We start from the raw sequence: 25,252 nt of genomic DNA on the forward strand, positions 1-25,252 counted from the left end.
TCATTTTTTTGCGTTGAATGAATGATTTAGTATACTACTTTTTTTGAGGTGAATTGATGGTTAAAGTGATTGCAATCGCTAACCAAAAAGGTGGGGTCGGCAAGACGACTACGGCAGTGAATTTGTGCGCCTGCCTTGCTGAATTAGGAAAAAAGGTTCTTTTGGTGGATATCGACCCTCAGGGTAATTCCACCAGCGGCCTCGGATTTGATAAAGGAAGCATTAAGCGCTGCGTTTACGATTCTTTGGTTAATGATGTTCCTGTGGAGTCAATTATTGTTGATACTCAGATACCTAACTTAAAATTGTTGCCTGCCACCATTCAATTGGCTGGCGCCGAGATTGAACTTGTTTCCATGATGTCCCGGGAAACGCGCTTCAAAAGGGTATTAGACAGAGCCAAACATAATTTTGAATTTGTATTAATCGATTGCCCGCCTTCCTTGGGTTTACTTACTCTTAACTCTTTAACTGCCGCTAATTCTGTCCTTGTGCCAATTCAATGCGAGTTCTATGCTCTGGAAGGCCTGACGCAGTTAATGAATACTATCTCTCTGGTACAAAAAAATCTGAATCCTGTGCTTACTTTGGAAGGGGTGGTACTTACCATGTTTGATGCCCGGACCAATTTGTCGATACAAGTGGTTGACGAAGTAAAAAATCATTTCCGGCACAAAGTATATCAAACCATTATTCCCCGTAATGTCCGGCTTAGTGAGGCCCCAAGCCATGGTCAACCTGTCATAATCTATGATCCCAAATCCAAAGGTGCGGAAGTTTATTTTGATTTAGCCCGTGAGGTGATTGGCGATGAGTAAACGTGGTTTAGGCAGAGGTTTAGATGCTTTATTTAGCGCTCCTGACGATATTGATGACAAGCCTACGGAAGTATCGATTCAGGAGATTTGTCCTAATCAGTTTCAACCCCGGCGAATATTTGATGAGGAAGCGCTGGCTGAATTGGCTGAATCGATTCGGCAACATGGAGTATTGCAACCGGTGGTTGTGCGCAAAACTTTGACCGGCTATGAATTGGTTGCCGGTGAGCGGCGGTGGCGGGCTTCGCAGAAGGCCGGCCTAAAATCGATTCCTGTGGTTGTTCGTGAATACACCGACGCGGAGATGATGGAGATTGCGCTTATTGAAAATCTTCAACGGCAAGATTTGAATCCTATTGAGGAAGCCCTTGCTTTCCGGCGTCTTATAGAGGATTTTGGCTTAACCCAGGAAGAAGTTGCTCAAAAAATCGGCCGCAGCCGGTCGATGATTGCTAATATTGTGAGATTATTGAATCTGCATCCCGATGTTCAGGAATTTGTTTCACGTGGAACATTGTCCATGGGGCAGGCCCGTCCGTTATTGGCGATTAATGACCCCGCTATGCAAATGGAGTTGGCAAACTGTATTATTGAAGAGGATCATTCGGCCAGGGACGCCGAGGAATTAGTCAGAACATTGTTAGCCCGCAAGCCTGGCAAGAGGGAGCGGGTGTTGGATCAAAAGCAAACCAATCGTGATCAATTTTTCATGAATGAGTATGAGGACCGTTTAAAATTGATTCTTGGGACGCAGGTAAAAATTAAACCAGGAAAACTAAAGAGTAAAATTGAAATTGAGTTTTATTCCAATGAGGACTTGGAACGGATTATTGAAGCGCTGACGTATGAGCGTCAAGAGGGGGAGGCCGGTAAGTTTAAAGGCCAATTAGTAGTATAAACAGTGTTTCACGTGAAACACTAGTGAGATTAGTAATTTGGCAGTACCGGCAAATACATCAATTTATTTTATGGAGGAGCGCCATGCGGACTGAAAAAGACTTGCTGGGAGAAAAGCAGGTGCCGAAACAAGCTTATTATGGCGTACATACACTGCGGGCGGTGGAAAACTTCCCGCTTTCCGGCTGCAAAGTTCACACTAAGTTAATTCAGGCCATCGGGCTTGTCAAACAGGCCGCAGCTGAGGTAAATAGTGAGTTGGGCTATCTAACGAAAGAAAAAGGGCAAGCTATTGCTGGCGCCGCCGCCGAGGTGGCAGCGGGGAATTGGGGTGACCAATTCCTGGTAGACGCACTCCAGGGTGGTGCAGGCACATCCACCAATATGAATGTAAATGAGGTTGTCGCTAACCGGGCCATTGAACTGCTGGGGGGACAAAAGGGAGACTATAGGATAGTTCACCCGCTAAATGATGTAAATATGCATCAGTCCACCAACGATGTCTATCCAACGGCAATGCGCATAGCAGCCATCTGGCTGTTGAAGCCGTTAAGCGAAAAGTGCGCTAAACTTCAGGAAGCCCTTCAGGATAAGGAAGCCGAATTTGCCGGCATAATCAAAGTTGGACGGACAGAATTGCAGGACGCGGTTCCGATTATGCTCGGACAGGAATTTAGTGCTTATGCGGGAGCTATTGCGCGGGACAGGTGGCGCCTGTATAAAGTAGAAGAACGGTTACGCCAGATAAATCTGGGGGGAACTGCTGTGGGAACCGGCATAAATGCCAATCCTAAATATATTTATATGGTAAATGACCGGATTCGGCAGTATGCAGGGATTGGCCTTGCCCGGGCGGAAAATATGATAGATGTGACCCAGAATGCTGATGTATTTGTGGAAGTGTCCGGACTGTTAAAAGCATTGGCAGTCAATTTAGGTAAGATATCTCATGATTTGCGGCTAATGTCGTCAGGGCCTAAAAGCGGGTTTGGCGAAATTAGATTGCCGGAACGGCAGGCCGGTTCTTCCATAATGCCGGGAAAAGTAAATCCTATCATACCGGAAGCCGTCAATCAGGTTGCGTTCCAGGTAATGGCCTCTGATATGGCAATCGCTATGGCGGCCCAATCCGGGCAACTGGAGTTGAACCCGTTTATGCCGCTCATAGCTCACCATCTTTTGGCAAGTTTAAGTATATTGACAAATGGAGTTATAATATTAACAGATTATTGTATAAAAGGATTGACTGCGGAACGGGAGCGATGCCTGGAACTCTTACATAACAGTCAAGTCAGCGTAACCGCTTTAGCGCCGCATATTGGTTATGATATGGCTTCAGAGTTGGCAAAAAAAGCGAAGAACGAAGGTTTATCCGTGGCAGAGGCAGCGCTGGCAATGAATCTATTATCGCCGGACCGGCTTGATGCCATATTGGATCCCAAAGCCATGACCAAGCCCGGTATAGCCGGCGGAAAAACGAAATAACCGGTGGAAAAAGTGAGCCGTAAAAATCAAAGCGGGGAAATTCAATGCCAATACATTAGAATCATAAGGAATAAAGATTGACGAAGCGAACTAAGGGGAAACGCGTTTGACCACAGAGGGCGCAGAGGACACGGAGGGTTGCAGGGAATTATAACCATTCAACTTTCAGTGTTTCCATCTGTGTCCTCCGTGTCCTTTTCTAAAATTTAATAGTAAGGGAAAAAAGGAGATAAAACATTGAAATGAAGGTCCTGGCAGTTCGAACTTGAAAAATTAAACACAGAATATAGGAAAAAGAAACAATTTACTTTGAGGTAAGCGAAGGAGGGGCAATTTGTGCAAGACACTCCTAAAGGATCACGGTTGCATATTGCCATATTCGGCAGGAGAAATGCCGGTAAATCAAGCTTGATCAATGCATTAACCAATCAGGATATTGCCTTGGTGTCCGATGTTCCGGGAACGACAACCGATCCGGTATATAAGGCTATGGAAATACTGCCAATCGGCCCCGTAATGATAATTGATACTGCCGGTATTGATGATGTAGGTGATTTAGGTACTTTGCGGGTAGAACGGACGATGCAGGTGCTGCATAAGGCCGACCTGGCGATTATCGTTGTTGAGCCGGAAAGCGGCGTAACCGAATATGAGCATTCTCTTATAAGCGCCATGAGAAAACGAAACTTACCCGTAGTCTGTGTACTGAATAAGACGGATCTGTATCCAGTGGATGAGAAACAAGTTGAGACCTGGAAACAGGCGCTTGACATAGCCATATTACCCATCAGTGCAAGGACCGGGGCCGGTATTGAAGAGTTAAAAGGCCTTATTATAAGAAACGCGCCGGATGATTGGGAAGGACCGCCGATAATCGGCGACTTGATCAATCCCGGTGATATGGTCGTACTGGTGGTGCCGATTGATCTTGCCGCCCCCAAAGGCAGGCTAATATTGCCTCAGGTGCAGACTATCCGCGATTTACTGGATAATGACGCCTGCGCTGTGGTTGTTAAAGAAAGAGAGCTCAAAGAAGTATTGGAAAATATGGCCGGTCCGCCGCGCATGGTAGTAACCGACTCGCAGGAATTCATGAAAGTGAGTGCCGACACCCCGCCGGGAGTATTGCTGACTTCTTTCTCCATACTGTTTGCGCGGCATAAAGGCGACTTAGAAACGTTAGTGGCCGGAGCAAAGGCCGTCGACCATTTAAAGGCAGGGGACAAAGTCTTAATTTCAGAAGGATGCACCCATCATCGTCAGGCGGACGATATTGGCCGTGTAAAAATTCCTCGCTGGCTCAGGCAAACGGTGGGGGATGAATTAAGCTTCGAATGGACCGCCGGCAGCACATTTCCGGAAAACCTGCAGCAGTACAAACTGATAGTACACTGCGGCGCCTGCATGCTTAACAGGCGGGAAATGTTATACCGTCTGGCAGTTGCCAGGGAAGCGGGAGTGCCGATAGTAAACTATGGATTACTAATAGCCAAGGTTCATGGCATTCTCCAGCGGGCATTAAAGCCTTTTCCTTTAGCGCAACTTATATTGGAAGATAAGTAGAAAGGGGGAAGTTAAGATGAGCGCACTAATCTATCTGGATAATGCCGCAACCACCTGGCCGAAACCGGAGGAGGTTTACCGGGCCGTAGATTGTTGCTTGCGAAATATAGGCGCAAATCCGGGCCGCGGCGGGCATAGCATGGCCCGCGCGGCCGGCCTGCTGCTTTATGAGACAAGAGAGGAACTGGCTGAGTTATTTCATATAGAAGATGCCAATCAGATCGCATTCACCTTGAATGCCACCGACGCAATCAATACGGCAATCTTTGGCGTAGTACGCCCGGGTGATACCGTAGTGACCACCGCCATGGAGCATAACGCTGTAGCGCGAGCCCTTCGTTTTGTAGAGAAACGAGGGGCAAATTTAATCATTGTTCCTTGCAGCCCAACCGGGGATCTTGATATGAAAGCACTGACCGCGGCGCTCAATAATTCACCGAAAGCAGTAGTGATGACACATGCGTCCAATGTGACCGGACAGATACAGCCGGTGGAGGAAATAGGCCGGCTAACAAGGGAACATGGTATCACCCTGATTGTCGATGCTGCCCAAACAGCAGGAGTAGAAGCGATAGACGTCGCCGCAATGGGAATCGATGTCTTAGCCTTTAGTGGCCACAAAGGCTTGCTGGGACCGCAGGGGACAGGCGGATTGTATGTGCGGGAGGGAATTGCGGTAGCGCCGTTGCGGCTGGGGGGAACAGGGAGCTTGTCTGAATCGGATGAGCAACCGGACTTTATGCCGGACAGGCTGGAAAGCGGTACGCCCAACACGCCGGGGATAGCAGGGTTGCAGGCGGGAGTGAGATTCATCCGTAACGAAGGAAGCGGTGCTATTAGGAAAAAAGAGTTGGAACTAACCCAAGAATTAGAAAATGGCCTTAAGGAAATACCAGGGTTGACAATATATAGTCCGCTGAGTAAAGGGCGGCGGACGGCAGTAATGGCATTTACTATTGACGGGCAAGACTGCGGCGACATAGCTTATCGCCTGGATCGGGATTATGGGATAGCCTGCAGGTCAGGATTGCATTGCGCGCCATGGGCGCATCGGACTATCGGCACTCTGAAAACGGGAGCCGTACGATTCAGCCCGGGATATTTCAACACCCCAAAGCAAATAAGCGAAGCGGTGCGAGCGGTAGGTCAATTGGCAGCCAAAAGAAAGGGATGAGTATCCATGAAAGGAACTTTGGTAAATACGGCGGCAATCGTTCTGGGATCAGGAATAGGACTCCTTTTGCAGCGGGGCATTCCGGCAAGATATCAGGAGACAATGATGCAGGCAATGGCTTTGGCAGTAGGAATCATCGGCACGCAAATGGCGCTCAAAAGCAATAATATGCTGATCGTAATTTTAGCGATGGCCATCGGCGCAGTCATAGGAGAAGCAGCGGATATCGACGGCAAGTTAAACTGGCTGGGAAAATGGCTGGGAGCGTATTTGGATGAAAAAACAAGGGAAAAAGGCCAGAACAATATCGGCAACGGTTTCGTGACGGCCAGTCTGGTATACTGTATTGGGGCCATGGCGGTTATAGGCTCAATTCAAGACGGTTTAACGGGAGACGCAAGCACTTTATACGCCAAATCGCTGATCGATGGCATCATGGCGGTTGTTTTTACCTCCAGCATGGGGGCGGGAGTAGCATTCGCGAGTGTGTCTGTGCTCCTGTATCAGGGGTCTTTGACATTGTTGGCGGCAGCGATTGCACCTATATTGTCCGACCAGGTGATCAGCGAGCTGACAGCAACCGGCGGCATTTTAATTATCGGTGTAAGCATATTAATGCTGGAAGTAAAAAAGATCAAACTGGCCAATCTGTTGCCGTCCATACCTATCGTAACGGTAATTGCGTACTTTTGGACAGTTAGGCAGTAGGCTATAATTGAGTGAGGAAAGGTGACCGCAATGAATACGGAAATAACAGAGGAAATAAGAATATTGATTATAAACAATTTGCCTTATGTAATTTTAGGGATAACGGCCCTTATTATCGTAGCACTTATAATTTTCATCAGCCTGAATATCAAAATAGAAAAACTCAATAAACGCTATCGAAAAATGATGCGTGGTATGGAAGGATCAAACCTGGAACAATTACTTATGACCAATGTTGAAGAAGTTCGACAAGCTCTTAATACAGTTGCCAGACTAAGCGAAGATGTAAAACGGCTGGAAGAAGTTTGCCGCCAATCAATCCAACATGTAGGTATTGTTCGTTTCAACGCCTTTGCGGACACCGGCAGTGATCTTAGCTTTGCCATAGCGTTGCTTGATAGGAAGAAGAACGGGATAATCATATCAAGTATTTATGGACGAAATGAATCCCGCATTTATGCCAAGCCGGTGCAAGCAGGAGAATCAACCTACTATTTATCCGGTGAAGAAAAAGAAGCCCTCCATAAGGCACTGGGAAAAAGTTCATAATTAGGCAGGAATTTTGACAAAGATGGCGAATTATAGACAAAGTTAGGCGTATGTCCGGAAAATATTAATTGCCGAAGGCAGCAACCGCAAGCGTCTGCTGCCGGGGAAAAACTTATACAACAAGCTGCAATTATGCAGCGACTACATATTGAGGGCCTGCTATTTACCTTTGTACCTTCCCTAAAAGTTATGAATTCTGATATCGTAAAAAAGCGTGAAAAGCCATACTTTCTGGTTCTGTAACATCGATATTTGAGAAAGGTGATGACTATTGATTCTAAAAAGTACAAAACCTGATAATCGTGAGTATACGTTTATGATTGTGCCGCACCACGGAAAAGAAGTAATCAGTGTGCGCATTCCTATCAGAACGATAAAATATTGTGTGATTGCCCTGTGCGTGTGTATGGTATTCTTTACTGGGATCCTGCTTAATTACCGCTATGCGGCCCATGCCGCCAATACGGAAAAAGCGGAACTGGAACAGCTAAGAGATGTAAATTCCAAACAACACGCCCAGTTGGAGCAATTAGCTAAAGCCACCGCCTCGCTGCAACAAGATATGACAAGACTCAATCAATTGGACGCTGATGTGAGAAAAATTATGGGCACGGAAGAAGCAGCAGGAACATCCCGTTCGGCGCCGGTAAGACCGTCTGGCATAACGGCGCACACCGGTCAGGGTGGTCCGGCAGTGAAGCCCGAGGCGAAAGATATTGCAGCGCTGATTCAAGATTTAACAGCCAGTGCAAAAGCCAGGGAACAAAGCCTAACCGAAGTGAAAGAAGCTCTAATGGCCAAGCAGCAGCGGTTAGCGGCAATGCCATCCATTTGGCCTGCCACCGGTGAAGTTACATCACGATTCGGCTGGCGAAACTCGCCTTGGGGCTGGGGTAGTGAATGGCATCCGGGCCTGGATATTGCCAATGATGCAGGAACTCCTATCCTGGCTGCTGCTGACGGCGTTGTCACAGGCAGTGACTGGAACGGCGGCTACGGTAATATGGTTCAAATTGAACATGCCAACGGTATCGTAACCGTGTATGCTCATAACAGTGAGAATCTGGCCGAAGTTGGACGAACTGTGAAAAAAGGCGACATTATTGCCTATATGGGAAATACGGGCGCAAGTACCGGACCACATCTCCATTATGAAGTGAGGGTCAACGGCACAGCTGTAAATCCGGCCAATTTCCTATAAGGCATAGGGATAAATTCTCCGGTATCACGCGGTACGCCCTTGGGAACAGCACCCGGCAAAGTATGGGAATTGCTTTTCAGGCGGGAATTTATAACATTTTGGGAAGGTAGAAATAATTGATCCCTGCTGGAAGACCCTTCGGGTCTTTCTTGGTCTAAAAAAAGTATAAGTACTTTCTGGCAACCAACGGCTATCGCTTTCGTTTAAGCTCGGCGTTAGCCGGCTTTTTCAACGATGTAATGATAGGGATTTAGCAGTGTCTTGCGTTTAAAGGCAGAAATTGACGATCTTAGGAGGGTAAGAAGACAGATGTTTGGCGGCAGCAAAAAGCAGATAATAGGTCTCAGCGATCAGGTTGGTACAGTATTTGGCAAAGACACCTTTATAAAAGGTACAGTTACCTCCCAGGGAACACTTAGGGTCGACGGCCAGCTGGAGGGAGATCTGAATACAACCGGTGACCTGGTAATAGGCGAAACCGGGAGGATTAATGCCCAAATAACAGCCAGAAACGCCACTGTCGCCGGTACGGTAAGCGGTAATATAAATATTACGGAAAAGCTGGAACTTCTGCCTTCGGCCAAGATATTCGGAGATATTAAAGTGGGAACGCTGACAGTCAACGAGGGGGCAGTGTTCCGGGGCGTTTGCGAAATGAAACAAGGTGACAGCATCGAATCGACCGAATCGCAAGAATAAAGGCAACACTAAAGACCAGGGCATGGATTGAGAGAACCCATGCCCTGGTCTTTAATACAATTTATCTAGCGGGAATACGTTAAGAATCTACTTATATCCGGGTGCCGCGATGCCATTCTTTAATGCGTCCCATATAGACTATAGATGATTGGGTTGATCAGTTAGAGTGGGAGCGGCCAAGACTGAAAGACAGACCGTAGGCTATGGTATCAGCCATTTTAATAACCAGATTAAGACGAGTACTTTGCAGCACCATATGTTCTAAAAATCCGCCAACATTAACAATACCTGTTATGTAGGCGTTGCCAACCGCCGGCAGTTCCTTATTTACAGCGGCGCCGGGCTTGACGGAGCCTAGGCCGATGGTAACGCAGCCTACATTTTCCAGTTTGCCGAGACAAGCGTCAACGGCAATAATATAGGGATTTGCAAACGTGGAATTGATAGATTGAATTACTTTCGTTAGATTAGTAGCGTGAACCGGCTCGTCGAGGGTCCCAAAAACATGGGGAAACAGATTTATGGATTTTAGCTTGGTACCTGTAAGGGGACCCAAAGAGTCGCCGGTAGAACGGTCGGTACCAATACATAAAACAATAACATCCTGATTGAGGGATTTCGCTTTGGCAACTATTTTTTTGGCGGTGGAAGCCAGGTCGAATACTGTATTGGGATGATGAATGCTGAATTTAGCCTCGGCGACGGCGGGGAGCTGACTGAGGCTTTCCGAGAGTGGTTTGACGGTTTTAGCCAGATTAAAATCAGGGAAGTTCAAAAGATTGTTGAGCACGGTGGGCAAACTCCTTATCCGGCGGATTATAAAAAGCAATATAATATAAGTATGCAGAATATAAACATATTTTATACACCGGAGCAAGAAGGTGGACGGGATAAGTCATTTTTGTACATACTACTAAATATTAAACTTATCTGGCGGAGGTAGGCTGTTTATGGATAGGGAACTAACAAAAGAAAGATTGCGGAGTCTGCCGGCTATAGACCGGCTGGTTGCTGCGGCAGGTTGCAAAAATGATCTGCAGCAGTTTCCTTACCCGCTATTAGTGGAAAAGATACGGCAAGTTGTAGACGAGGCCCGGCAAAAAATTCAACAGGGAGAGGTTGTGGACATATCTGTCCCGGCGCTACTCACTGACGTATTGCTGAAATTTGAAGCTGCCGCCAAACCAAGTCTAAGGACGGTGATAAATGCTACCGGTGTTGTGCTTCATACCAATCTCGGGCGAGCCCCGCTGAGTATACGGGCCAAAAGTATGGTGGAAAAGGTGCTGACCGGCTATTGCAATTTGGAATACAACATTGCCAGCGGTGAACGGGGTTCCCGTTACTCCCATATAGTAAAGCGCCTGTGTACAATTACGGGAGCGGAAGATGCTTTAGTCGTTAATAACAATGCCGCCGCCGTATTATTAGTGTTATCCGGCCTGGCCAAAGGCAAGGAAGTAATTGTAAGCCGAGGTGAGCTGGTGGAGATTGGCGGCGCATTTCGCGTGCCGGATGTCCTTAGGCAAAGCGGCGCCCAGCTGATTGAGGTTGGAACGACCAATAAAACTCATCTTTATGACTATGAACAAGCGATTAGCTTGAACACCGGCGCTATTTTGAAAGTACATACAAGCAATTACAAAATTGTCGGCTTTACTGCCCAGCCCGACAGTAAGGAATTATCGCTGCTGGCCCGGCGGCATAATCTGCCGCTGATAGAGGATTTGGGCAGCGGCACGCTGGTGCCGCTCAGCTTCGGCGGCGACAGGGAGCCATCCGTACAAGAGAGCTTGGCAGTAGGCTTTGACATCGTAACATTTAGCGGTGACAAGCTGATGGGCGGGAGCCAGGGAGGGATTATTGCCGGCAAAGCCGAATATATCGGGCGGCTAAAAAAACATCCGCTGCTGCGGGCAATTCGTATTGATAAACTGTCCCTTGCCGCGTTAGAAGGAACCTTGATGGATTATCAGCTTGGCAATCCGGTGTGCGATGTTCCGGTGCTGAACATGCTGCACCGGACCCAGGAGGAACTTTACGATCGGGCCAAAAGATTGGCGGACAAAATAAGACCCCTGGCAGACACTGGCTGGAACATATCCATAAACCAGCTGGTATCGCAGGCAGGGGGAGGAGCCTTGCCAACAGCGGCATTACCAAGCTACGGGGTAGCGGTAACGCCAGGCCGGTATAGTGCGGCGGCGCTTGAGACCCAGCTGCGTGTCCGGGAAAATCCAATAATAGTAAGAGTACAGGAGGAGAAAGTTATTTTTGATGTAAGATGCATGACTGACTCCGACCTTGATGAAACAGCGAAAATACTATTGGAAATAAGCAAATCTATGGATCAATAGGCTTAGCGGCAATTTAGAGGCAGTCTAAACGGCAATCTACAGTCTATCTAACAGTTTAGAGCAAATTTAGAGGTAGAGGTAGCGGTAGAGGTAGCGGTAGAGGTAGAGAAAAAATGAAATATATGATAATTGGCACTGCGGGGCATGTTGACCATGGTAAATCGGCGATCATAAAGGCATTGACGGGAACCGACACCGACCGGTTGAAAGAAGAGAAACTAAGGGGGATATCAATCGACTTGGGTTTTGCCTCCTTAAACCTGGGTGATGATATGATTGCGGGAATTGTCGATGTCCCGGGGCATGAACGATTTTTGAAAAACATGCTGGCCGGTTCCGGCGGCATAGACTTAGTGATGCTGGTTATAGCGGCTGACGAGGGTATCATGCCCCAGACCAGAGAGCATTTGGCGATGTTACAGCTCTTGGGTATCCGGCAGGGTGTAGTGGTAATTAATAAAATTGACAAAGTAGATGAAGAATGGCTCGAACTAATTGAGAGCGAGACACGGGGATTCTTAGCCGGCACCTTTTTGGAAGCGGCGAAATACATTCATGTATCGGCAATAACAGGAGCAGGGCTTGATACGTTAAAGAACACTTTGGCCCAGTTGGCCAAAACAGTCCCGGCCCGTAACGGCTCAGCCCCTTTCCGTTTGTGGATTGACAGGGTATTTACAGTGAAGGGATACGGGGTAGTGGTAACAGGATCAGTCCTAAGCGGCAGCGCCAAGAGCGGCGATACGATGATTCTGTATCCTGCCGGCAAATTGGTGCGAGTCCGGGGATTTGAGTCTCACGGCCGGAAAACCGAAGTAATCTATGCCGGACAAAGAGCGGCGATAAATATTAGCGGCGTGGATATGGAGGAAATATTCCGCGGCATGGCCCTAAGTTCGCCGGAACGGGGAGAGATAAGCAACTTATGGGACATAACAGTGGAATGGCTGCAGGAAGTGGCGAGCGGTACCAGAGTAAGGCTCCATCTGGGCACAGGCGAATTTTTAGGGAGAGTCTACCAATATAAGGACACTTCTAATAAATATATGCGGCTCATATTGGAAGCGCCTTTGGCCGCCAGCCTGGGAGACAAGGGAATCTTGCGGCTATATTCGCCGCAGTACTTGTTAGGAGGCGCAACTTTGCTGGCTCCCGGCAAAGCCAGCCGGAAGTTTGGTCCCGAACTGGCAGAATTAGAACAAGCCATAGCGGCCGGGAATACGGAAGGAATGATCTGGGGAAGACTTGCCGGCGCACATAAGATTCAGGGCGTTGAAGATATCAGGCGACAGGCAGGTTATCTTACGGATATTACGGTTGCTGCGGCTGTGGCCGGCTTGGAAAAAGACGAAAAGCTTGTTAACCTGAAGGAAGGCTATATAGCCCGTCCGGTACTTGAGCAAATGACAAAGCAGATGCTGGCGGTTTTAAAGGAATATCACCGCAGCCAGCCGGACAGGGGCGGGATGGGCAAGGATATCCTGCGGCAAAAGCTGAAACTGGATGAAAAGACATTTGAAAGGCTGTTGGAATACTGGCATGCCCATAGCGGTATAATCATGACCGGCGGCGATATCGCTTTAGCAGCACATGCGGCCAAGCATGGCGACTGGAAACAGGATCTGACGGCCAAGGCGGAGGCTGCTTTGGCCGGAATTGGGTTAACAGACATAGATATACTTCTTTTGGGGGAAAAGTTGGCTTTACCATTTGAAAAAGCTAAAGCCGCTCATGAGATTTTGACTCGCGCCGGCATTCTCATAAAGGTGGGCGATATGTTTGTATACAGAAAAACAATTCAATACATTGCGCAACTTATTCAGAAGCATTTTCAGGTGTATTCCACCCTGTCGGTAGCCGAGTTACGGGATATGCTTAACACTTCCCGCAAGGTGGCGGTGCCGCTGATGGAGTATTTTGATATGCATAAATATACAATAAGAGACGGAGATTTACGGCATGCGACCCGGAAAATACTAGATTTGTCAGAATAAAAGAAATTTAATGCAGCATATTGACAGTATAACAATTCATTTTTATAATTATATTTACAACTATTCGTGTATAGAAATGTACATCTACAATGTACAAATGCTTTGAGGGAGTGTGTCTAGGGTTCCGCGCCAATAGGCGGACTGGGCCAAGCGGCACAGGTGCAACACAGCACGCACTACACCGTTGGTATAAAAGACCCGGCGGAAGGTCCTGGAACGGGGTGTTTCCGGTCTTCACCGGGTTTTTCTATGTTTGAGACTGTTGAAAAGTTGAAAAAATGCTGGTGCATCTTTTTGAACAGTCTCAAGTAGAGATACAAAGCCCGGGAAATTATGATTTTTAGTGAGGTGGGGAGAAAATGTGCAGAATTGGCGCAATAAAAAGCAAGGCGGCGTTTCATCCGTCCCAGGCGCTGCATTTAATGCTGCCGCAACAGGAAGGGCATGACAATTCGGGTTTTGCCATGATAATGCAAGATCTTGACGGAGTATTTGCCAAACATAAAGACAAACCGCTGTTGTCGCTGGCCTGTACGCAAAAGGGTGCGTCGCTGGTGGAGCAATATATGGAGACAAACAACTTTACACCCGTTTTTGAATGGATACCCCGGGGGAACCGGCAGCCGGGCCTGGACATCAAAGCTATGCCGTATTACATTTTCCGGGCGTATGATTATCCGGAATATTACCGGGATGGCAGCCAAGAAGCCAAAGCGGAGCTTCTTCTCGATACCCGGCTGGCATTAAGGGCCTTGCTGGACAAAGAAGAACAGGGATATGTATATTCATTTTGGCCCGACGTGCTGACACTCAAGGAAATCGGCGATCCGCGGGATATTGCGGTCTATTTCAGACTCTGGGACAATAACGGCGAAATGAAAGCTAAGAATGTGGTTGTACAGTGCCGCCAGAATACCAATTACGATATCGTGCGCTATGCCGCCCACCCCTTCTTTATACAGGGATATACCCTTTGCGCCAACGGGGAAAATACTTTTTTCACCAAGAATAAAGAATATCAAAAATCGTTGCACCGGGGGTACATCGGTTTTGAATCCGACTCCCAAAACTTTTTATATACGCTGCACTATGTGTTAAACATACTTAAGTGGCCGATCAAGTATTATAAGCACGTCATTACCCCGCTGCCGTTTGATGAGATCCAGCAGCGTCCCGACAAACAGGAGCTGACTGCTATCCGCCAATCCCTGGGGCATCTGGAGATTAACGGCCCGAATACAGTGATTGCCATGTTGCCGGATGGACGAATGATGACTTGCTGTGATTCCAAAAAGTTGCGCCCGGTTGTAGTCGGCGGCGACGGCACAACAATCGCAATTTCATCGGAAGTATGCGGCCTAAACCAGATTCTCCCGCATCGGAATCCCGAGTTTGATGTATACCCCAACGAGCGGGAAGTTGTGGTGATAACCCCGGAAATGGAGGTGCAGCGATGGAAGCAGTGAGAACACAGGACATTTCGGCCAATGACCTTAACTGGAAAATAGACTATCAGCATGACCGGTGTACCATGTGCGGCTCCTGTGTTGCCGCCTGCACTTTCGGCGCTATCCAGCCGGTGATGGAACGCCGGTCCATGACCATTTCCACCGGACATCAGCCGGAACCCACGCAAAAGCATATGGCGGTACCGGTGATCAAGCAGGCGGCAAAGCTTGCGAATACCTGCGTCGGTTGCGGCATGTGCGAAAAAGTCTGTCCCAACCAGGCGATCAAGCCTGTCAGAAATTCCGACACCAGGTTCAATCTTTTAGCGAGAGCCGGCGGTTCGCCAATCAAGCGGGGAGGACGTACCAACCTGAATACTGACCGTACTCTCGACAAGATAGTCATCGGCCGTATTTCGCAAATGACTGACCCGGCATTGGATTCAGAGCGGCATACTTTTGACATACTGTCTCCCTTCGGCCGGGTGCTGCTGCCCCACGAACTGCCGCTGGCAGTTGAAGGCGGCAACCTGAAACTTAGCGGCCGGATGCCGAGTGTTAACTGGATATATCCCGTCATTTTCAGCGATATGTCCATTGGCGCCCTTTCCACCCGGGCCTGGGAAGCTCTGGCCCTGGCAACCGCCTACCTTAATAAAAAGCACAATATGCCGGTACGCATGTGTTCGGGTGAGGGTGGTATGCCGGTGAAACTGCTGCAGTCGGAACATTTAAAATATATGATCTTACAAATTGCTTCGGGTCATTTCGGCTGGAATCGGATTATTAAAGCTATGCCGCTGATGCGGGTTGATCCGGCCGGTGTCCTGATCAAAATCGGTCAGGGAGCCAAACCGGGCGACGGCGGGCTTCTGCCGGCGGCTAAAGTGTCCAATACCGTGCAGCAGATTCGCGGCGTTCCCAAAGCAGACCTGCTGTCCCCTCCCAATCATCAGGGACTCTATTCCATTGAAGAATCGGTGCAAAAAATGCATATGTCCTTAAATGCCGCTTTTAAATTTAGGGTGCCTGTAGCCATAAAATGCGCTGCTTCCGCTACTTCCGTATCGGTATATAATAATTTGCTTAGAGACCCGTATCATATTTGCGGCGGCTTCTTCCTTGACGGTATCCAGGGTGGTACCGGGGCGGCCAACGAGGTATCTCTCGACCATACCGGTCATCCGGTAGTATCGAAGATGCGGGAATGTTATCTGGCCGCCGTCAGGCAGGGGCGGCAAGGACAAATACCCTTATGGGGCGGCGGCGGTATCGGACTTACCGGCAATGCAGCCGCTGATGCCTTTAAAATGATTAGTCTCGGCGCCAACGGAGTAATCATCGGCAAGATTCTGATTCAGCTTATGGGCTGCGTCGGCAATGAGGCGGGACGCTGCAACGCCTGTAATACCGGCAAGTGCCCGGCCGGAATATGCACCCAGGACCCGCGCCTCACGCGGCGGCTTGATATCGATAAAGCGGCGCAAAATGTTGTTGAATATATGCTGGCTTTAGACAGTGAACTCAGAAAACTCATGGCGCCCATCGGCAACAGTTCGCTGCCGGTAGGACGGTCGGATGCCTTAGTGACAACGGATAAAGCCATTTCCGAGAAATTAGCCATTCAGTACGTCTGTTAGGAGGAGGGTAAGACATGTTTAAAATTAATACACTCGACGGTAACAACCGGATGTCTACCCAGGATCTGCTGCAGGCGATACAGGAGGCTCTTGCCCAGGGTGAGACGGAATTTTATATTGAAGCGTCAGGTCAGCACGATATTGGCGGGCCACTATGGCATCCGGAAGGAAAAACACTGAAATTTGTGGTAACCAATCCCGGACAAAGGGTAGGGTCCATGTGCCTGCCCGGTACCGAGATTATTGTTGAAGGGACGGCATCAGCCGATGTCGGCTGGCTGAATGCCGGCGGCAAAATAGTAGTAAAAGGCGACGGCGGTGATACCGCTGCCCACTGCGCCGCGGCCGGCGCCATCTACGTCGGGGGCCGGGCCGGGACTCGCTCCGGGTCGCTGATGAAGCATGATCCGCTGTATGATCCGCCTGAGTTTTGGGTATTAAAGAACTGTGGCAGCTTTTCCTTTGAATTTATGGGCGGCGGTATTGCGGTAGTCTGCGGTTATGACAGCGAGCAGTTTGCATCGGTATTAGGTGATCGGTCCTGTGTCGGCATGGTTGGCGGAGTATTGTACTTCCGTGGACGGGCCAGCGGTATATCCAGGAAGGACACCAAAATTCTGACCCTTGATGCCGGCGACATCGCCTATCTGGACAGGCAAATGGATGATTTTTTGGCTTCCATTGGCCGGCCGGAATTACGGAACGAACTCAGCCGGTGGGAAGAGTGGCACAAAGTTGTACCCTTAACTTATGACGAGCGTCCCAAAAAAGCAAATACCAATATTTTTGCTTTCCGTCATGAATCCTGGATACCGGGAGGAATTTTCAGCGACGTCTATGCTGATGATTTTCAGGTTATCGGCTTGGTAACAACTGACAAATACCGGCGTCAGGTGCCAGTGTGGGAAAATGCCCGTTATAGCGCACCCTGCGAATTTAACTGTACTGCATCCATACCGTCCCAGCTGCGTTTTAATTTGCTGCGGGAAGGAAGAATAGAAGAGGCTTATCGATTGGTGCTGGAGTATACTCCCTTTCCCGGCTCAGTGTGCGGGGCGGTTTGCCCCAATCTTTGCATGGATGAATGTACCCGGAAAAATATTGATATATCGGCCCAAATCGGGATGCTGGGCCGGTATTCGGCCGCTGTGGAAATGCCGCGGCCGGCAAATAAAACAGGCAAGCGCATAGCCGTAATCGGCGGCGGTGCGGCGGGTCTTACCGCTGCCTGGCAGCTGGCGCGAATGGGTCACGGAGTAACCGTGTTTGAAGCCGACGCCAAAATGGGCGGTAAAATGGAACAGGTTATTCCCCGCTCCCGCCTGCCGCAGGCGACGCTTACCGCTGAAATTGACCGGATCGCGGCCATGGGAGTATCCTTTAGGACCGGCTATAAAATCGACCAAGATAAGTTCAGGGAAATTAAAGAAGAATACCAGGCAGTGGTGGTAGCTACCGGCTCACATGTTCCCCGGGTGATTAACTGGCCGGGACAGGAACGGCTGGTCAGGGGACTGGAGTTTTTGAAAGCCATCAATAAGGGTGAGCGGCCAACGGTCGGCAAACAAGTGATTGTCATTGGCTGCGGCAACTCGGGCATGGATGTGGCCGTAGGCGCCTATGCCCTGGGGGCGGAACAGGTAACCTGCATTGATGTGCAAAAACCGGCTGCTTTCCCCAACGAAATTGACCATGTGAAAAAACTGGGCGGAGAAATTCTCTGGCCGGTCTTTGCCAGGGAAATAACGGCAGCGGGCGTTATCACCCAGGAAGGTACGCTGATAAGGGGTGACACGGTAATTATCGCCATCGGGGAATCGCCGGACTTAAGCTTCCTGCCGGCGGAAATAGCAGTGGAGCGCGGCTGCCTGAAACCAGGCGATGACTATCAAGTGGCGAAAGGAATATTTACCGCCGGCGACACCATCCGGCCCGGACGGCTGGTAGATGCCATCGGGGCGGGGAGGCAGGCGGCGCTGGCTGCAAATGCCTACCTTAATAATGAGGTATATCAAGTTGAGCAAAAGACAAAAATTCCCAGCGAGAGACTTAGTACCGCCTACTTCAAAAAATGCCACACCTGTGATCTGCCTGACGCCAATAATGACTATACCCGCTGTATCAGCTGCGGCACCTGCCGTGACTGCCATATGTGCCTGCAATCCTGCCCGGAGAATGCTATTTCCCGCGTCAACAATGACGGTGCCTGGGAATACGTATCTGACGCCGCTAAATGTATTGGCTGCGGAATTTGCGCCGGCATCTGTCCCTGTGGTATCTGGGCTATGACGCCCAATCAGGCGCCGCTGTCTTAATTCTTAAATAATTATATATCCAATTTCGAAGACACCCACTTCTATAAGTGGGTGTTACCACTTCCAAACTTCGGTGGGGGTAGAGTCCCCCACCGAAGCCCCGAAGTTTAGCAGAAGCTAAACGAGTTCACTGTCGCCTACCGTTATGGCTGTTATATGGCCGTAACGGTTTTTTATAACCGAGTCTCTTCCCTATGGCTGGAAGTACGCAATTGATGCACAATATGAACATGTCGAATGGGTATTAAAAGATACTATTGACAGCCGGAATGTATACAAATATAATAGTAGCGACGACAAGGAGTACATATATCTATCACTGCGGCACACGTATTTCTTCAAATAGGTCTTGCGCCCGGTAGCGGAAGGAGATGGTGTGTAGTAATTACATGCCAAGAACAAAGATAAATTCACAGGCATCAGGTATTCTGAAAATTACAGCAACAGGGGAGAGGGGAACAACAAATGAGCAAAAAATGGCACTCATTCATTGGTTTGGCAGTAATTCTGACCATGGTAGCCGGTTTGATCGCCGGCTGCGGCGGTAGCGGCGCCCCGGCGGCAGATTCCAAAGATATAAAAGTCGGCGCCAACTTTGAACTGACCGGCAATGTCGCCAACTTCGGACAACAAACCTTAAATGGTGTTAAGCTTGCCGTCAAAGAAGCCAATGCCGCCGGCGGCGTGCTTGGCAAGCAGTTAACGCTGGTTACAGCCGATAACAAGTCGGAACCGGCGGAAGCTACCAATGCCATAACCAAATTGATTACCCAGGACAAAGTAGTTGCCGTGCTGGGGCCGGTAACCAGTTCCGATGTTCTTGCCACATTGCAAGTGGGTCAGGACAATAAAATTCCTGTGCTTACCGCTACCGCAACCAACCCGAAAATAACGGTTGATAACGGCAAAATACGTCCTTATGCATTCCGGGCCTGCTTTATCGATCCGTTCCAGGGCAAGGTAATGGCCGACTTTGCAACGAAGACCATCAAGGCGAAAACCGCTGCGATTTATATTGATAACAGCTCCGACTACTCCAAAGGTCTGGCGGAAGTATTTGAAAAATCCTTCACCGCCGCCGGCGGTAAAATCGTAGCCAAGGAAGGATTCCTCCAAAAAGACGCTGATTTTAAAGCAACGCTGACCAAGATTAAAGCTACCAATCCGGAAACTATCTTCATTCCTGCCTATTATGAAGAAGTCGGTAAAATCATAAAGCAAGCCCGTGAGCTTGGTATTGACATTCCGCTGTTAGGCACTGACGGCTGGGATGACAGCAAGATTGTTGATATTGCCGGCGCCGCGCCGCTGAACAATGGTTTCTTCAGCAACCACTATTCCTCGCAGGACAAAGATCCTAACATTCAAAAATTCGTAGAAGCCTATAAGAAAGAATACAATCAAGAACCCAGCGCCCTCGCGGCCCTCGGTTATGACTCGGCCCTTATGCTGATCGACGCCATCAAACGCGCCGGCTCTGCCGATCCGCAAAAAATTCGGGATGCGCTGGAGCAGACCAAAAACCTGCAAGTCAGTACCGGTATTCTGACCCTTGATGCTGAACACAACCCGGTTAAGAGTGCTGTTGTTATCGAAATGAAAGATGGTAAGCAGGTATTTAAAGAAAAAATTAATCCGTAATTGTCCGTAATTGTCGAGGTTAATCATGTTAATATGTTTATAATTAAATAAAGCCAAACAATTTATACCTGTACAAGGGAGTGCAAGGGATAAGGCTAAGGTCTTATCCCTTTTTCTTAGTACCGGCAAATTAATACTTGTACGCATTATGTCTTCTTATAATGGACAACGGAGTGGTTAATCCTTGTTGGTTGGTATTGACAGTGTTAGACAGTGTCTCTATAATAAACACTGTATGTGGCACAATATTTGCAATTGGTGGACATTTCCATTGATTGCCATTATAGCTTGAGCGTAACTTATCCCACGGAAAGGAGTGTTATGTGAAGTAACTAGTGGTCTGTAAACTCTAAAACTATAGGATGAATTGCGAGAGGTTTTTCGTCCTGCGAGGCGAAGGAGGCGCGCATATCGGGAATATGTAAGCCGACGACAACAAAGCAGGACGGAAAAGATCTCGCAAGAACACTATAGAATTAGGGTTTACAGACCACTAGTACCGCACGGCCAATCGATCCGCATGCCTTGCGGTCACAGCGTTCGGTTAGACATAATTTAGGAGAGGGAGAACGAATGGAGTAATGGAATTAGGAAGCTTGGTTCAACAAATTGTCCAACAATTAATTAACGGTATATCTTTGGGCAGCATATATGCGCTCATAGCCCTAGGCTATACCATGGTGTACGGTATCATCAGACTCATCAATTTTGCTCACGGCGACATCTATATGCTGGGTGCTTACGCCGGGTTCTTTGCCACGACGGTATTCAAGATGTCTTTCATTCCCGCACTTATCTTTTCTATGGCGGTAGCTGCAGTTATCGGTATGATCATTGAGAGGGCGGCCTACCGTCCATTGCGTAATGCCCCGAAAATCGCCGTACTAATTACGGCGATTGGCGTTTCGCTGTTCCTGGAGTATGGCGGCATGCTGCTGGTAACGCCGCAGCCGCGGACTTTCCCGGCTGTATTCACCGCCGAGGTGTACAAGTTCGGCGGATTGGTAATCAACAGTCAGCAAGTGCTTATATTGTTTATTTCGCTGCTGCTGATGGTGATACTGACTTACATTGTCAATCGAACTAAAGTCGGCAAAGCCATGCGGGCGGTCTCCTTTGATACGGATACGGCCAGGCTGATGGGCATTGACGTGGATCTCGTCATATCCTTTACCTTCGGCATTGGTTCCGCCCTGGCGGCCGCAGCCGGTGTATTGGTTGGCATTTACTACAACTCCATTGATCCTTTAATGGGTCTGATACCGGGACTTAAAGCATTTGTAGCCGCAGTTCTGGGCGGCATTGGCAATATTCCCGGCGCCATGCTGGGCGGCACCCTACTGGGTGTAATTGAAGCGCTGGTCAGCGGCTTTTGGTCATCCACCTTCCGGGACGCAGTTGCCTTTGGTATTTTAATTATTATCCTGCTGTTCAGACCGTCGGGGTTGCTTGGCAGGAATATCCGTGAGAAAGTGTAGGTGACAGGCATGGGATTTAAGGGAAAAATAAAAACGGATCTGATGGCGTTAGGTGCATGCCTGGCTACTTACGCGGTAATTCAAGGATTAATTACCGCGGATATTATTAGTCCATTTTGGCAGTTAAATATTATTCTTATCGGTATCAATATTATCTTAGCCGTCAGCCTTAACCTGATTAACGGTTTTACCGGTCAGTTCTCAATTGGACATGCCGGATTTATGGCGGTTGGCGCCTATTTAAGCGCTGTATTAACAGTAAAAATGCAGCTTCCCTTTTTGGCAGCCATTGCCGGCGGAGCAATTGGCGCCGCTGTTTTAGGCTTTGCTATCGGGTTACCCACCCTAAGGCTTACAGGAGATTATCTGGCCATTGCCACCCTGGGTTTGGGCGAGATCATCCGGATTTGCATATTAAATATCCAATATGTCGGCGGGGCATCCGGCTTTATGGGCATTTCCCGCTATACTAACTTTACCTGGGTATTTTTCCTTGCGGTGTTAACTATCTTCGTCATCAAAAACTTTATTGATTCCACCCATGGCCGGGCGTGTATCTCCATCCGGGAGAATGAAATTGCTGCGGAAGCAATGGGGGTTGACACCACTAAATACAAAGTTCTTGCCTTTACAATCGGGGCGGGATTTGCCGGCGTCGCCGGCGCGCTGTTTTCCCACTACTTTTATATTGCCCATCCGGCATCCTTTACCTTTATGCGGTCATTTGACATCTTAACCATGGTGGTTCTCGGCGGTCTGGGCAGTATCACCGGTTCCATCACCGGCGCCGTTTTACTGACCTTTGTTTCGGCTGCCTTGGCCAGCTATCCTGAATGGCGCATGGTTATCTATGCGCTATCTTTGATTATTCTCATGATTTATCGGCCGCAAGGTCTGTTTGGCAATAAAGAAATCAGTCTTAAAATGCTTAGCCGCTTAATTGGAGGTGGACGCCGTGCTACTCAAGGCAACTAAGCTGTCAAAAGTATTTGGCGGCCTCCGGGCGGTATCTAACTTTGAAGTTGCTATTGCCCCCGGGGAACTGGCCGGCTTGATCGGTCCCAACGGAGCGGGAAAAACAACGGTATTTAACCTTTTGACAGGGGTTTATGAACCTACGGAAGGTGAAATTGCGTTTGACGGCAAAAGCGTTATCGGTCTGCGCCCTTATCAGATTACGCAACGGGGCATTGCCCGGACATTCCAGAACATCCGCCTGTTTAATGACCTAAGTGTACTGGATAACGTAAAGATTGCCTATCACTTTCACGTGAAGTATGGAATTCTGGAAAGCATGTTCCGGTTTGGCCGCTATCATAAAGAAGAGGCTGAGGTTGAAGAAAAGGCTGTACATTTCCTGGAAATCTTCCAACTGGCCGACAAGAAGGATGAAATAGCGAAAAACCTCCCCTACGGCGAACAGCGGCGTCTGGAGATTGCCCGCGCCCTGGCGGCTCAGCCGAAACTGCTTTTGCTGGATGAGCCGGCGGCAGGCATGAACCCGCAGGAAACCCAGCAGCTCATGGAAATGATCCGCTGGATTCGCAAAGAGTTCAACCTTACCATTTTGCTGATTGAGCATGATATGAGTCTGGTTATGGGCGTGTGCGAACGCATTTATGTATTGGATTACGGCAGTATAATCGCTCACGGCACACCGGCCGAAATCAAGAACAATCCACGGGTTATCGAGGCCTACCTCGGTGAGGAGGTTTAGACTATGGCAAAAACAATGCTGAAAGTAGATAATATTAACGTATACTACGGTGCGATACACGCCCTGAAAGGGATTAGTATTGAGGTTAACGAAGGCGAAATCGTCACCCTTATCGGCGCCAACGGGGCCGGCAAGAGTACGACCCTCCGCACTATCTCGGGACTATTGAAACCCAAAAACGGGCAAATTAGTTTTGAAGGCAAAAGTATTGGCGGCATGCTGGCGCAAAACATCGTAAAATTGGGAATATCCCAAGTCCCTGAGGGCCGCCGGGTATTTGCCCACATGTCGGTGCAGGAAAACCTGGAACTGGGTGCTTTTATCCGTAAGGACAGCAAAGGGATTAAAGAGGACATGGATATGGTATTTACCCGTTTTCCCCGCCTGGCTGAACGCCGTACTCAGCTTGCCGGCACTCTTTCCGGCGGTGAGCAGCAAATGCTGGCGATGGGCCGGGCCTTGATGAGCCGTCCGCGCCTGCTGCTTATGGATGAACCGTCCATGGGTCTGGCGCCGCTATTAGTAAAGGAAATATTCTCTATTATTACCGACATCAACAAAACCGGCACGACCATTTTATTGGTGGAGCAAAACGCGCATATGGCGCTGTCCATTGCCCATCAAGCGTATGTCCTGGAAACCGGACGGATAACTCTCGCCGGTGATGCCAAAGAACTGGCGGCGAGCGAGGAAATACGCAAAGCCTATCTTGGCGGCTAGCTATCAATCCACGAACTGCTTAGAAATTGCCAGCTGCTAGGCGCAACGAGTACTGGAACGCAACAAGCGTACTGGGATGTACGCTGGAGTGAAGCACGCAGGAGCAACAACGCAGATGGCGGTTTATAAGCAGTTCCCTACTTAAAGGCAAATAGTTAAAAAAAGGGGTTGTTATGCTGTGAACGTAGCCAAAAGAATGACGCCCAATCCAGCTACTATTGTGTCAACCATGACCATTATTGATGCACTGCAACTCATGCGCGACAGGAAAATTCGCCGGTTGCCGGTTGTGGACAACGGCAAATTAGTCGGTATTGTCACGGACCGGGACCTGCGGGAAATATCGGCGTCTCCGGCCACCAGCCTTTCCATATTTGAGCTCAATTACCTCTTGTCTAAAATGCAAGTAAAGGAAATTATGGCCAAAAACGTAGTTACCATAAGCCCGGAAGCAACTGTGGAAGAGGCAGCCCTGCAAATGTACAACCATAAAATCGGCGGCCTGGTTGTGCTTGACAGCGGTGGCAAGGTAATCGGCATAATTACTGAAACCGATATTTTTAAAACTTTCGTCGATGTAATGGGGCTGCCCCAGGGTAAAACCCGTTTAGCTATTGTAGTGCCTGACCGGCTGGGAGTAATCCACGACATCTCAGGCGTATTCAAGGAACTTGGCATCAGCATTGGCAGTTTTGCCAGCTATCCTACGGAAGATGGGCAATACGAGATCATTATCCGGGCGGACATTAAGGACCCTAAGCCTGTTACCGAACAACTGGCCAAAAAAGGATATACGGTTCAGCATATGGTGCAAATCGGTTAGTTAAAACGGAACAATTTACACACAT

General features: G+C 48.8%; 21 protein-coding genes. 20 read left to right on the plus strand and 1 reads right to left on the minus strand.

Features of this window, described 5'->3' with window-relative positions:
• Window positions 1–56: 56 nt before the first annotated feature.
• The 9 genes from MAMMFC1_RS06110 to MAMMFC1_RS06150 all read left to right on the plus strand — a co-directional run bounded on the left by MAMMFC1_RS06110 (window position 57) and on the right by MAMMFC1_RS06150 (window position 9,094).
• Window positions 57–818 (plus strand): ParA family protein, encoded by a 762-nt coding sequence (locus tag MAMMFC1_RS06110; RefSeq protein ID WP_126307379.1) that lies wholly within the window; start codon window positions 57–59, stop codon window positions 816–818.
• Window positions 811–1,716: a ParB/RepB/Spo0J family partition protein gene (locus tag MAMMFC1_RS06115; RefSeq protein ID WP_126307381.1), complete on the plus strand. Its 906-nt coding sequence runs from the start codon at window positions 811–813 to the stop codon at window positions 1,714–1,716. Before MAMMFC1_RS06110 ends, MAMMFC1_RS06115 begins: the two co-directional genes overlap by 8 nt.
• Before the next feature lie 83 nt (window positions 1,717–1,799).
• Complete coding sequence (locus tag MAMMFC1_RS06120) at window positions 1,800–3,200, plus strand: aspartate ammonia-lyase (protein ID WP_126307383.1); 1,401 nt, start codon at window positions 1,800–1,802, stop codon at window positions 3,198–3,200.
• A 336-nt stretch (window positions 3,201–3,536) separates the two neighbouring features.
• A complete protein-coding gene (gene hydF, locus MAMMFC1_RS06125) occupies window positions 3,537–4,763 on the plus strand; it encodes a [FeFe] hydrogenase H-cluster maturation GTPase HydF (protein WP_126307385.1) in 1,227 nt (408 codons plus the stop codon).
• A 16-nt stretch (window positions 4,764–4,779) separates the two neighbouring features.
• Window positions 4,780–5,937, plus strand: coding sequence for an aminotransferase class V-fold PLP-dependent enzyme (locus MAMMFC1_RS06130; RefSeq protein WP_126307387.1), 1,158 nt, complete (start codon window positions 4,780–4,782; stop codon window positions 5,935–5,937).
• A 6-nt stretch (window positions 5,938–5,943) separates the two neighbouring features.
• Window positions 5,944–6,645 carry a DUF554 domain-containing protein gene (locus MAMMFC1_RS06135; RefSeq protein ID WP_126307389.1) on the plus strand — a complete coding sequence of 234 codons (702 nt, stop codon included), beginning with the start codon at window positions 5,944–5,946 and terminating at the stop codon, window positions 6,643–6,645.
• Between the two features lie 30 nt (window positions 6,646–6,675).
• The gene (locus MAMMFC1_RS06140) at window positions 6,676–7,194 is read left to right on the plus strand and encodes a DUF4446 family protein (protein WP_126307391.1); all 519 of its coding nucleotides are present in this window, start codon (window positions 6,676–6,678) and stop codon (window positions 7,192–7,194) included.
• Between the two features lie 271 nt (window positions 7,195–7,465).
• On the plus strand, window positions 7,466–8,395 hold the full coding sequence (locus tag MAMMFC1_RS06145) for a M23 family metallopeptidase (protein WP_126307392.1): 930 nt from the start codon (window positions 7,466–7,468) through the stop codon (window positions 8,393–8,395).
• A gap of 309 nt (window positions 8,396–8,704) precedes the next feature.
• Window positions 8,705–9,094: a bactofilin family protein gene (locus MAMMFC1_RS06150; protein WP_126307394.1), complete on the plus strand. Its 390-nt coding sequence runs from the start codon at window positions 8,705–8,707 to the stop codon at window positions 9,092–9,094.
• Between the two features lie 157 nt (window positions 9,095–9,251).
• Here MAMMFC1_RS06150 and yyaC read toward each other — a convergent pair whose 3' ends face one another.
• Window positions 9,252–9,884 (minus strand): spore protease YyaC, encoded by a 633-nt coding sequence (gene yyaC, locus MAMMFC1_RS06155; protein WP_232035700.1) that lies wholly within the window; start codon window positions 9,882–9,884, stop codon window positions 9,252–9,254.
• A gap of 160 nt (window positions 9,885–10,044) precedes the next feature.
• Here yyaC and selA point away from each other — a divergent pair, with 160 nt between their 5' ends.
• The 11 genes from selA (at window position 10,045) to MAMMFC1_RS06210 (ending at window position 25,227) form a co-directional block, all read left to right on the plus strand.
• Window positions 10,045–11,451: an L-seryl-tRNA(Sec) selenium transferase gene (gene selA / locus MAMMFC1_RS06160; protein WP_126307396.1), complete on the plus strand. Its 1,407-nt coding sequence runs from the start codon at window positions 10,045–10,047 to the stop codon at window positions 11,449–11,451.
• A gap of 113 nt (window positions 11,452–11,564) precedes the next feature.
• Entirely contained in the window at window positions 11,565–13,445 is a 1,881-nt protein-coding gene (gene selB, locus MAMMFC1_RS06165; protein WP_126307398.1) for a selenocysteine-specific translation elongation factor, read from the plus strand.
• 359 nt (window positions 13,446–13,804) lie between these two features.
• Window positions 13,805–14,911 (plus strand): class II glutamine amidotransferase domain-containing protein, encoded by a 1,107-nt coding sequence (locus MAMMFC1_RS06170; protein WP_126307400.1) that lies wholly within the window; start codon window positions 13,805–13,807, stop codon window positions 14,909–14,911.
• A complete protein-coding gene (locus MAMMFC1_RS06175) occupies window positions 14,899–16,533 on the plus strand; it encodes a glutamate synthase-related protein (RefSeq protein ID WP_126307402.1) in 1,635 nt (544 codons plus the stop codon). Before MAMMFC1_RS06170 ends, MAMMFC1_RS06175 begins: the two co-directional genes overlap by 13 nt.
• Before the next feature lie 14 nt (window positions 16,534–16,547).
• A complete protein-coding gene (locus MAMMFC1_RS06180; protein WP_126307404.1) occupies window positions 16,548–18,848 on the plus strand; it encodes an FAD-dependent oxidoreductase in 2,301 nt (766 codons plus the stop codon).
• A gap of 465 nt (window positions 18,849–19,313) precedes the next feature.
• A complete protein-coding gene (locus MAMMFC1_RS06185) occupies window positions 19,314–20,489 on the plus strand; it encodes an ABC transporter substrate-binding protein (RefSeq protein ID WP_126307406.1) in 1,176 nt (391 codons plus the stop codon).
• 581 nt (window positions 20,490–21,070) lie between these two features.
• Window positions 21,071–21,967 (plus strand): branched-chain amino acid ABC transporter permease, encoded by an 897-nt coding sequence (locus MAMMFC1_RS06190; RefSeq protein WP_126307408.1) that lies wholly within the window; start codon window positions 21,071–21,073, stop codon window positions 21,965–21,967.
• Between the two features lie 9 nt (window positions 21,968–21,976).
• Complete coding sequence (locus MAMMFC1_RS06195; protein ID WP_126307410.1) at window positions 21,977–22,942, plus strand: branched-chain amino acid ABC transporter permease; 966 nt, start codon at window positions 21,977–21,979, stop codon at window positions 22,940–22,942.
• Window positions 22,923–23,684, plus strand: coding sequence for an ABC transporter ATP-binding protein (locus tag MAMMFC1_RS06200; protein ID WP_408631230.1), 762 nt, complete (start codon window positions 22,923–22,925; stop codon window positions 23,682–23,684). The genes MAMMFC1_RS06195 and MAMMFC1_RS06200 overlap by 20 nt, the downstream gene beginning before the upstream one ends.
• 15 nt (window positions 23,685–23,699) lie before the next feature.
• The gene (locus tag MAMMFC1_RS06205) at window positions 23,700–24,404 is read left to right on the plus strand and encodes an ABC transporter ATP-binding protein (RefSeq protein WP_126310478.1); all 705 of its coding nucleotides are present in this window, start codon (window positions 23,700–23,702) and stop codon (window positions 24,402–24,404) included.
• Window positions 24,405–24,582: 178 nt separating this feature from the next.
• Window positions 24,583–25,227, plus strand: coding sequence for a CBS and ACT domain-containing protein (locus tag MAMMFC1_RS06210; RefSeq protein ID WP_126307414.1), 645 nt, complete (start codon window positions 24,583–24,585; stop codon window positions 25,225–25,227).
• The last annotated feature ends 25 nt before the right edge of the window (window positions 25,228–25,252 follow it).

Origin of the sequence: Methylomusa anaerophila, assembly GCF_003966895.1 — a bacterium.
Taxonomy (GTDB): domain Bacteria; phylum Bacillota; class Negativicutes; order Sporomusales; family Sporomusaceae; genus Methylomusa; species Methylomusa anaerophila.

Excerpts from the sequence above, each read along its gene's own strand:
- MAMMFC1_RS06130 (WP_126307387.1), top strand. The coding sequence starts at position 4,780 with ATGAGCGCACTAATCTATCTGGATAATGCCGCAACCACCTGGCCGAAA.
- MAMMFC1_RS06150 (WP_126307394.1), top strand. The coding sequence starts at position 8,705 with ATGTTTGGCGGCAGCAAAAAGCAGATAATAGGTCTCAGCGATCAGGTT.
- MAMMFC1_RS06110 (WP_126307379.1), top strand. The coding sequence starts at position 57 with ATGGTTAAAGTGATTGCAATCGCTAACCAAAAAGGTGGGGTCGGCAAG.
- MAMMFC1_RS06170 (WP_126307400.1), top strand. The coding sequence starts at position 13,805 with ATGTGCAGAATTGGCGCAATAAAAAGCAAGGCGGCGTTTCATCCGTCC.
- selB (WP_126307398.1), top strand. The coding sequence starts at position 11,565 with ATGAAATATATGATAATTGGCACTGCGGGGCATGTTGACCATGGTAAA.
- MAMMFC1_RS06190 (WP_126307408.1), top strand. The coding sequence starts at position 21,071 with ATGGAATTAGGAAGCTTGGTTCAACAAATTGTCCAACAATTAATTAAC.
- MAMMFC1_RS06175 (WP_126307402.1), top strand. The coding sequence starts at position 14,899 with ATGGAAGCAGTGAGAACACAGGACATTTCGGCCAATGACCTTAACTGG.
- MAMMFC1_RS06140 (WP_126307391.1), top strand. The coding sequence starts at position 6,676 with ATGAATACGGAAATAACAGAGGAAATAAGAATATTGATTATAAACAAT.
- selA (WP_126307396.1), top strand. The coding sequence starts at position 10,045 with ATGGATAGGGAACTAACAAAAGAAAGATTGCGGAGTCTGCCGGCTATA.
- MAMMFC1_RS06120 (WP_126307383.1), top strand. The coding sequence starts at position 1,800 with ATGCGGACTGAAAAAGACTTGCTGGGAGAAAAGCAGGTGCCGAAACAA.
- MAMMFC1_RS06135 (WP_126307389.1), top strand. The coding sequence starts at position 5,944 with ATGAAAGGAACTTTGGTAAATACGGCGGCAATCGTTCTGGGATCAGGA.
- MAMMFC1_RS06180 (WP_126307404.1), top strand. The coding sequence starts at position 16,548 with ATGTTTAAAATTAATACACTCGACGGTAACAACCGGATGTCTACCCAG.
- MAMMFC1_RS06205 (WP_126310478.1), top strand. The coding sequence starts at position 23,700 with ATGCTGAAAGTAGATAATATTAACGTATACTACGGTGCGATACACGCC.
- MAMMFC1_RS06195 (WP_126307410.1), top strand. The coding sequence starts at position 21,977 with ATGGGATTTAAGGGAAAAATAAAAACGGATCTGATGGCGTTAGGTGCA.
- MAMMFC1_RS06115 (WP_126307381.1), top strand. The coding sequence starts at position 811 with ATGAGTAAACGTGGTTTAGGCAGAGGTTTAGATGCTTTATTTAGCGCT.
- MAMMFC1_RS06185 (WP_126307406.1), top strand. The coding sequence starts at position 19,314 with ATGAGCAAAAAATGGCACTCATTCATTGGTTTGGCAGTAATTCTGACC.